The sequence below is a fragment of the Bradyrhizobium sp. HKCCYLRH2015 genome (assembly GCF_051168215.1).
In the GTDB taxonomy this organism is placed as follows: Bacteria; Pseudomonadota; Alphaproteobacteria; order Rhizobiales; family Xanthobacteraceae; genus Bradyrhizobium.
The window spans coordinates 432,039-439,481 of sequence record NZ_JBNPUO010000009.1; the positions used below are offsets into that span (position 1 = coordinate 432,039).

At 65.2% G+C, this 7,443-nt stretch carries 9 protein-coding genes; 1 reads left to right on the forward strand and 8 read right to left on the reverse strand.

The features are described 5' to 3' along the window. Positions 1 to 39: 39 nt before the first annotated feature. The 6 genes from pip to pqqA form a co-directional block, all read right to left on the reverse strand. Positions 40 to 1,029: a prolyl aminopeptidase gene (pip, locus tag ACQR1H_RS24985; RefSeq protein WP_315805803.1), complete on the reverse strand. Its 990-nt coding sequence runs from the start codon at positions 1,027 to 1,029 to the stop codon at positions 40 to 42. Further along, positions 1,022 to 2,215, reverse strand: a complete 1,194-nt coding sequence (pqqE, locus tag ACQR1H_RS24990; RefSeq protein WP_434839228.1) for a pyrroloquinoline quinone biosynthesis protein PqqE — start codon at positions 2,213 to 2,215, stop codon at positions 1,022 to 1,024. The genes pip and pqqE overlap by 8 nt, the downstream gene beginning before the upstream one ends. After that, entirely contained in the window at positions 2,212 to 2,520 is a 309-nt protein-coding gene (gene pqqD, locus ACQR1H_RS24995) for a pyrroloquinoline quinone biosynthesis peptide chaperone PqqD (protein ID WP_434845515.1), read from the reverse strand. The genes pqqE and pqqD overlap by 4 nt, the downstream gene beginning before the upstream one ends. A gap of 301 nt (positions 2,521 to 2,821) precedes the next feature. After that, positions 2,822 to 3,577 (reverse strand): pyrroloquinoline-quinone synthase PqqC, encoded by a 756-nt coding sequence (gene pqqC / locus ACQR1H_RS25000; RefSeq protein WP_409998002.1) that lies wholly within the window; start codon positions 3,575 to 3,577, stop codon positions 2,822 to 2,824. Between the two features lie 20 nt (positions 3,578 to 3,597). Continuing rightward, entirely contained in the window at positions 3,598 to 4,527 is a 930-nt protein-coding gene (pqqB, locus tag ACQR1H_RS25005; RefSeq protein WP_434908339.1) for a pyrroloquinoline quinone biosynthesis protein PqqB, read from the reverse strand. A gap of 215 nt (positions 4,528 to 4,742) precedes the next feature. Continuing rightward, positions 4,743 to 4,823 (reverse strand): pyrroloquinoline quinone precursor peptide PqqA, encoded by an 81-nt coding sequence (gene pqqA / locus ACQR1H_RS25010; protein ID WP_012029362.1) that lies wholly within the window; start codon positions 4,821 to 4,823, stop codon positions 4,743 to 4,745. A gap of 305 nt (positions 4,824 to 5,128) precedes the next feature. Here pqqA and ACQR1H_RS25015 point away from each other — a divergent pair, with 305 nt between their 5' ends. Continuing rightward, positions 5,129 to 5,386: a DUF6894 family protein gene (locus tag ACQR1H_RS25015; protein WP_172111173.1), complete on the forward strand. Its 258-nt coding sequence runs from the start codon at positions 5,129 to 5,131 to the stop codon at positions 5,384 to 5,386. A gap of 54 nt (positions 5,387 to 5,440) precedes the next feature. On the opposite strand, the gene ACQR1H_RS25020 is transcribed toward ACQR1H_RS25015, so the two are convergent. Continuing rightward, positions 5,441 to 5,875 (reverse strand): group III truncated hemoglobin, encoded by a 435-nt coding sequence (locus tag ACQR1H_RS25020; protein ID WP_434908340.1) that lies wholly within the window; start codon positions 5,873 to 5,875, stop codon positions 5,441 to 5,443. A gap of 218 nt (positions 5,876 to 6,093) precedes the next feature. Continuing rightward, positions 6,094 to 7,197, reverse strand: a complete 1,104-nt coding sequence (locus tag ACQR1H_RS25025) for a lactonase family protein (protein ID WP_434908341.1) — start codon at positions 7,195 to 7,197, stop codon at positions 6,094 to 6,096. Positions 7,198 to 7,443 lie beyond the last annotated feature (246 nt).

Genomic DNA, 7,443 nt, shown 5'->3' on the forward strand with positions numbered 1-7,443 from the left:
TGGCGCGCCTCCTCAGCATGAGGGGAATGAGTGATGTGTTTAAGGCGCTGTCGTGCGCGTCGCCAGATCGCAGATGGCTTTCATGACCGCATCGCGGATGCCGGGGTCATAAAGATTGTGACCTGCGGCTTCGACGACACGGATTTCGGCGTCGCGCCAGATGTCCGCGAGCCTTGCCGAGGTGGAGGGCGGACAGAGCAGGTCGTAGCGGCCCTGCACGATGATTCCGGGAATCCCGCTGAGCCTGCTCGCATCACGCAGCAACTGGTCTTTCGCCATGAAGCTGTCCTGAGAGAAGTAATGCGCCTCCATGAACGGCGTCGCCGGCAGCGCGCTGCCGGAGCGGATGGCGAGCCGATCCAGATGGGCGCGCGCCGGTTTGATCTCGGACAGCGCCCGCTCGGTGTCGTGCCAGGCGCGCGCGGCCGGACCGTGGATCGCCGGATCGGGATCGAGGATGCGGCGGAAATAGGCTTCGCAGGGGTTGGCGCGCTCGTTCTCCGGTAGCATCTCCAGGAAGTCGCGATGCAGGGCAGGGTGAAAGCGCGCCAGCGTCTCGCCGAACGCCGTCTCCACCTCCGCGCGGGTGCCGAGAAAGGTCGCGCGCAGCACCAGGCCGCTCACGCGCGCGGGATGCGCCTGGGCGTAGGCCAGCGCCAAGGTCGCGCCCCAGGAGCCACCGGCGACGATCCATTTCTCAAAGCCGAATTTCGTGCGGATCGCCTCCATGTCGGCGATCAAATCGTGCAGAGTGTTGTTGTCGCGGCTGCGCGCGGGACGCGAGCGGCCGGCGCCGCGCTGGTCGAACAGCACGGCGTGGAAGCGCTCGGGATCGAACAGCCGGCGGTGATCCGGCTGGCAGCCGGAGCCGGGCCCACCGTGCAGGTAGACGGCGGGTAGGCCGCCGACTCGCCCGGCGCTCTCGACATAGATCTGATGGCCGCCGGAGACGTCGAGCCATTCCGACGTCAGCGGCGCGAACGGATCGCTGCGGCGCGCGGAGGCGCGGCCGGCTTCGGCGTCAGGCATCATTGCTCTCAGGCGTGCCGCCGGCGAAGTTGCGATACAGGAAGCGGTCCTGGCCGGAGGCGGCATCGCGCTCGGCCTGCTTGAAGATGCTCTCGTGCAGCGGCGACAGCGTGCAGGCCGGATCGGTGTTGGCGGCGTCGCCGGTCAGCGCAAAGGCCTGGCAGCGGCAGCCGCCGAAATCGATCTCGCGGAACTCGCAGGATTTGCACGGCTCCTTCATCCAGCCGGTGCCGCGATAGCGGTTGAAGGCCTCCGAGTTCTGCCAGATCCAGGCGATCGAATGGTTCGAGCGCACCGACATGAAGTCGAGCCCGGTGATGCTCTCGGCGGCGTGGCACGGCAGGATCTTGCCCGACGGCGAGATGTTGAAGAACTGCCGGCCCCAGCCGCCCATGCACTTCTTCGGCCGCAGCGCGTAGTAGTCCGGGACGACGTAGTCGATGGTCAGCGTGCCCTTCAGCCGCTCGCGCGCCTCCTCGACCAGGCGGTCGGTCTCCTCCAACTGGGCGTAGGTCGGCATCAGGCTGGCGCGGTTCTTCAGCGCCCAGCCGTAATATTGCACGTTGGCGACCTCGAGCCGGTCGGCATCGAGATCGACCGCCATCTGGATGATGTCGGGCAGCTGATGCAGGTTCTGCCGGTGCATCACGGCGTTCACCGTCAGCGGCAGGTCGAGCTCGCGGGTCCAGCGCGCCACCTCGAGCTTCTTGGCGTGGCCGCCCTTGTAGCCGCCGACGCGGTCGGCGACATCAGGCTCATTGCCCTGGAAGCTGATCTGGACATGGGACAGCCCGGCATCGGCCAGCTCCTTCAGCCGCTCGCGCGTCAGCAGCACGGCCGAGGTGATCAGGTTGGTGTAGAGTCCGACGTCGTTGGCATGCTGCACCAGCTCGACCAGGTCCTTGCGCGCCGTCGGCTCGCCGCCGGAGAAGTGGATCTGCAGCACGCCGATCTCGGCGAGCTCGGACAGCACCTTCTTCCACTCTGCCGTGGTCAATTCCTGGCCGGCGCGGTCGAGCTCCAGCGGGTTGGAGCAATAGGGGCATTGCAGCGGGCAGCGATGCGTGAGCTCGGCCAGCACGGCGAGCGGAATGCCGAAGGTTTCGGCCACGGAGCCGCGCCGCTCCAGCACGGCGAGGCCGTCATTGCTGTCGCTGGGCGGTGAGGTGTCGGTCAGCTCGGTCATGATGTCGTCTCCCGAACCTCGGTCAGGAATCCCTTGTCGGCGAGATCCTGCAGCATGGCGACGACGTCGATCGCGATCACGTCACGCGGCGCGGCGTATTTCGCCGCCATCTCGTCGATGATGGCCGCGACGCTGCGCGTACCGTCGCATAGCTTGAGCACCTCGACCGCGATCTCGTCCGGCGCCAGCACCCGCTCGGGGGCGAGGATCACCCAGACCTGGCGCGTCTCGTCGAACTTCAACTTCGTATGCCGCGGCAGCACCACGCGGCTGGTCTCGGTGACTTGGATGTGACGCGGGGCCATGGTGGGGTTCTCTAGCAGCAGCTGTGATCAAACGGCGAGATCGCGCAGATTTGGAGTTCGGAGCCGCCGCCGCGCCTGCCAGCGTCCTTCGAGACGCCCGCCTGCGGCGGGCTCCTCAGGACGAGGGCGGAACTTGCGGCGATATCCTGAACCCTCTCCATGAACACGCTAACAGCGTGTTCATGGTCCCGTATGCAGCGGCCGCTCCGCCGCTTGCCCCTCATGGTGAGGAGCGCCGCTTGCGGCGCGTCTCGAACCATGAGGCCCCCCGGACCAGGCGGCGTTGCTCCGATGCAACCACTCACCCCTCCTTCGGCACGAACGCACCCGGCGGAATGTGTCCCTCGACATACGCATGATACAGCGCGTCGAGCTGCACCCACAGCACGTTGGTCTTGAAGATCAGCGCGTTGCAGACCGCGGCGCGCTGCTCCGGCGTGGTGGCGTGCTCCTTGACGTAATGCAGCGCGAAATTGGCATCGCGCGGCGCCTGGGTGAGACGCCGCTTGAAGTAGCTCATGGTGTCGTTGTTGACGAAATCGTAGTGCTCGAGCATGCCCGAGATGCGCTCTTCATGGATGCTCGGCGCGAACAATTCGGTCAGCGACGAGGCGATCGCCTCCAGCGGCGAGCGGTCGCGGCAGAAATGCACATAGGCTTCGACCGCAAAGCGCGTGGCCGGCAGGATGCCTTCGGTGGATTCCACGTAGGCGGTGTCGAGGCCGAGGCCTTCGGTCAGCTTGATCCAGCGCTCGATGCCGCCCTCGCTGCCGACATCGCCGTCATGATCCTCGATGCGGTGCCGCCATTCCAGCCGCGTGGCGCGGTCGCGGAAGCGCGTCATCACCATCGCGTCCTTCAGCGGGATCGTCGACTGGTAGTAGTAGCGGTTCAGCGCCCAGGCCTGCACTTGGCCCTTGTTGAGCTTGCCGCCGTGCAGCAGCTTATGAAACGGGTGGTGGTTGTGATAGCGCGTCGCCCCGATGTGGCGCAGCGCCGCTTCCAATTCGCTCGCATTGTTCAGCGTTACGCCGCTGCCGATCGACAGCGCCGTCATTCCGCTCAGATTGACCTCACTCACAGTACGATCTCCATCCCTTCAGCGGGGATTTCCCATCCCTCGCGTTCCAACGTTTGCCGCTCGGGTGAGGCGTGCAGCCACGCCGGATTGGAGTTGTTGATGTGCAGGAAGACCTTCCTGCCGATCGCGAGGTCCGCCAGCTGCTTGATCGCACCGCTTTCTCCGGACATCGCGATATGTCCCATGCTCTGCCCGGTCTTGTTGCCGAGTCCGGCCAGGATCATCTCGTCGTCGCGCCACACCGTGCCGTCGAACAGCACCAAGGGCGCGCCCCTCAATCTCGTTCTCAGATCATCGTCCACGACCGCACAGGCGGCGATGACGTAGCAATATTGCCCGCCTTCGAGATCGGCGATCTTCAGGCCCAGCGTGTCGCCGGTCGAGGAGCTGCCGCCGGGATGCTGCTTGTCGCGCAGATACCACGCGCTCGTTCCCGAGACGGCGAAGGCCGTGATCTCCAGGCCCGAGGGCCTGCCGTCCTGCAGCAGCGGCCGGAACGGCACGTCGATCACGATCGGCACGCGCTTGACGGTCTCGTCCTTCAGCACATCGAAGATGTTGTTCGAGCGGAGGATCGCAAGCACCTTGGGGTGCGCATGGATCGAAAATGGCGAGCTCTCGCGCATCGACAAGAGGCCGGTCACCGCATCGATCTCGCCATTGGTCAGGATCACGCCGGCGATCGGACTGTGGCGCAGGGCGCCTGGCTTCGGATGCAGCTGCGGCGTGCGGGTGACCTGCTGACGCAGATCGGGCGAGGCGTTGATCAGGAACCAGTTGGCGCCATCTGCGCTGACCGCAACCGAGGCCTGACTGTTGTGGATCTCGGGATGTGAGGTGCGCACGGCACGACACACGGCGCAGCCGCAATTCCACTGCGGCACTCCACCGCCCGCGGCGGCGCCCAGGACGACGAGGCGAAGCATGAGCCGTCTCCTGGAATTCAGCTGTGGTGGCGCACGCGATTACCAGCGGCAGGATCACCGACGGACAGGCTGACCGACGGTCAGGATCGCCCGCAGGGAAGGTGACGAGGGTGGGACATCCGACCAGCGCACGGGCTGGCACATACGCGGTCGCTGATCCCCACCCTCAAGCGTCGACGTCCTGATCGCCGAGACCTGGACGTCACACCCGCGAATTATTTGCGGGCCGCGCAGGCGTACATGTTGATTTCCATGCCGACCGGCACTTCAACGATCTTCGGTGCTTTCCAGGCCATTGTCCTCTCCTTCAAGACGGGACGGTTATCGTCCTCAGCAATAAACTACCGTGCTACGAAAAGTTCGCCAGTGGAATCTTTTTGTTTGAGCCTCTCAGGCCTGTTTATTGCAGTGCGAAGTTGCAGATGCGAGTTGCTGCCGTTTTCGTCGGATTGAGCCGTGAAAACAACGAATTCGTGATCGATGGCTTCGCAACGCCGTACAATTCAGCCCCTAGCTTGAGGGGCTGAGCTGGCCGGATAAAGCAGTCGTGAGATGTTCGAGACTTCAAAACCCCAGCGCGCGACCCCATTGGAAGCTGATGATGCCTAGATATTTCTTCAACACACGGATCGGCGAGGAACTGGTCTCCGACACCGACGGCGAGGTGCTGCGCAATCCCGACCGCGCCTGGGAAGTCGCGCGCGACATGATCAAGGAACTGCTGCGCACCGAAGGTGGCAACGCGGCGCTGATGACGGCCGTCATCGAGGTCACCGACGAGGACGGCGAGATCGTGCTCGAGTTCCCGTTCTCCGAAGCGATCTTCAACATGCCGGCGCAGTCGATGACGCGCCATTGAGCGCAGGACGACCGCATCGCCGCTTCCCGAACGCCGGCTTGCTTGCGGCCGAGGTCAGACCGAATGGCGCGGGCGCGCGATGTCGCCGCGCGTGCTGGCGATGCCCATCTCGAAACTGTCGGCGATGCGGCGGGCGCGGACGATGAAGAGCTCCGCGAGCTCGGGCGCGAACAGGTCCTTCGCCGTCGTCTCGAACAGCCGCAGCCAGCGGTCGAAATGCCCGCCTTGCAACTCCAGCAGCAGATGCGGCCGCATCGGCGCGCCGCTGTAGCGGCCCGTCTTCAGGAACATCGACGACCAGAAATCACTGATCCTGCCGATATGTTCGTCCCAATCCTCCACCGTACGGTTGAAGATCGGGCCGATCAGCTCGTCCTCCCGTGCGCGGCCGTAGAAGGTCTCGACCAGCAGGCGGATCGAGGCGTCGTCGAGTTCCGGATGTTGAACGGCGAGGGGATGGCGGTCGGGCTGGGCGGCAGGCAGGGTCATGGCGTTGGATATAAGCACTCGCAGCGCCGATGGAAACGCCGGAGCCATCCGGGCCTCATGGTTCGAGACGCCCGCCCCCGGCGGCCTCCTCACCATGAGGGGAGGCATCACAACGCGCGGAAGAATTCCTGCGGCACCCTCAGCCCCTCATCCTGAGGAGCCCGCCGGAGGCGGGCGTCTCGAAGGATGGCCGCAACAGCGGTGTTGCAGCCCGCCGGTCACGGCAGGCTGACGAACTCCACCCAGTTCGGCTTCTTGCCGACCGCGTACGACTTCGTCTTCTCCAGCACGCCGCTGGCCGGGTCGATCCGATACACCATCATCCCATTCGACACTTCGCCGACAGCGGCGAGGTAGCGCCCGGTGGGATCGATGGCAAAGCCGCGCGGCTGGGTTTCGGTCGGCACGCTGCCGATCGCCGTCAGGCGCCCGCTGGCCGCATCGACCTTGAAGCCGGCAATCGTGTTCGAGCCGCGCTCCGAGGCGTAGAGGAACTTGCCATCGGGCGTCGCATGAAGATCCGCCGCCCAGGGCTTGCCGGTGAAGCCCGAGGGCAGGGCGGTCGTGCGCTGCTGCTCGCTCCAGGTGCCTTTCTCGGCATCATAGGCGTAGACGGCGAGATCGGCGTTGAGCTCGTGCAGAAGGTAGATGAACTTGCCGTTCGGGTGGAAGATGAAGTGCCGCGGCCCGGACTTCTCCGGCGTCTTCACCGTCAGCGCCTCCTTGGCCGTCAGCGTGCCCGTCGCGGCGTCGAAGGCGAAGCCGAGCACCTGGTCGGAGCCGAGATTGGTCGCGAACACGAAGCGGTTGTCGGGCGAGGGCAGGAAGGCATGCGCGTTCAGCCCGGTCGGGATCACCTGGCCAGGTGCGGCGACGACGCCGTTCGCCTGCACCGGGTTCACCGCCACCTTGTTGCCGCCATAGGAGGCGCTGAACAGCACCTTGCCGGTGCGGTCGAAGGTGATGTTGGCCATGCTGTCGGCGAGCGGCCCGTTGCCGATGTGGCTGAGCCGCCCGGTCTTGGCGTCGATGGCGAAGCTCTCGGCGACGAATGGCTGCGAGCGGACGCCGGCGATCAGCACCCGCTTGTCCGGGCTGACCGCGAGCGGGGTCGACGAGCCCGGCTTCTCCACGCCCACGAAGGCCGCCGTCTGCACCGGGGTCATCTCGCCCGAGGCGGCGTCGAACTTGAACACGCTGATGTCGTTGCTGTCGGCGTTGCCGACATAGGCGTAGGTCTCGGCCTGGCCGGCGCGCGGCGCCAGCGTTGCTGCAGCGGCGAGAACGAAGGTTGCGGCCATGATGGTGCCCGGTCTGATCATCTGTTTCCCCCTTTGTGATGTTGTTGCTTCAGCTCTTAAAGTCGAATGTGAAGCTTGACCAAGCCTGATTCCGGATCGATCGATGCAGGTTGGGTATTGATCGGGGTGGCTCAAGGTCGCGAAGCTTGCCCTAGATCGTGCTGCTGGATGCGGCGCCATTTTGTTTCTCCGTCATGCCCGGGCTTGACCCACGGCTGTCCGGTTCAGCTTCCGCATATTGCGAGGCTCAACTGTTGTGGGTTTTTG

Excerpts from the sequence above, each read along its gene's own strand:
- pip (WP_315805803.1), bottom strand. The coding sequence starts at position 1,029 with ATGCCTGACGCCGAAGCCGGCCGCGCCTCCGCGCGCCGCAGCGATCCG.
- pqqE (WP_434839228.1), bottom strand. The coding sequence starts at position 2,215 with ATGACCGAGCTGACCGACACCTCACCGCCCAGCGACAGCAATGACGGC.
- pqqD (WP_434845515.1), bottom strand. The coding sequence starts at position 2,520 with ATGGCCCCGCGTCACATCCAAGTCACCGAGACCAGCCGCGTGGTGCTG.
- pqqC (WP_409998002.1), bottom strand. The coding sequence starts at position 3,577 with ATGACGGCGCTGTCGATCGGCAGCGGCGTAACGCTGAACAATGCGAGC.
- pqqB (WP_434908339.1), bottom strand. The coding sequence starts at position 4,527 with ATGCTTCGCCTCGTCGTCCTGGGCGCCGCCGCGGGCGGTGGAGTGCCG.
- pqqA (WP_012029362.1), bottom strand. The coding sequence starts at position 4,823 with ATGGCCTGGAAAGCACCGAAGATCGTTGAAGTGCCGGTCGGCATGGAA.
- ACQR1H_RS25015 (WP_172111173.1), top strand. The coding sequence starts at position 5,129 with ATGCCTAGATATTTCTTCAACACACGGATCGGCGAGGAACTGGTCTCC.
- ACQR1H_RS25020 (WP_434908340.1), bottom strand. The coding sequence starts at position 5,875 with ATGACCCTGCCTGCCGCCCAGCCCGACCGCCATCCCCTCGCCGTTCAA.
- ACQR1H_RS25025 (WP_434908341.1), bottom strand. The coding sequence starts at position 7,197 with ATGATCAGACCGGGCACCATCATGGCCGCAACCTTCGTTCTCGCCGCT.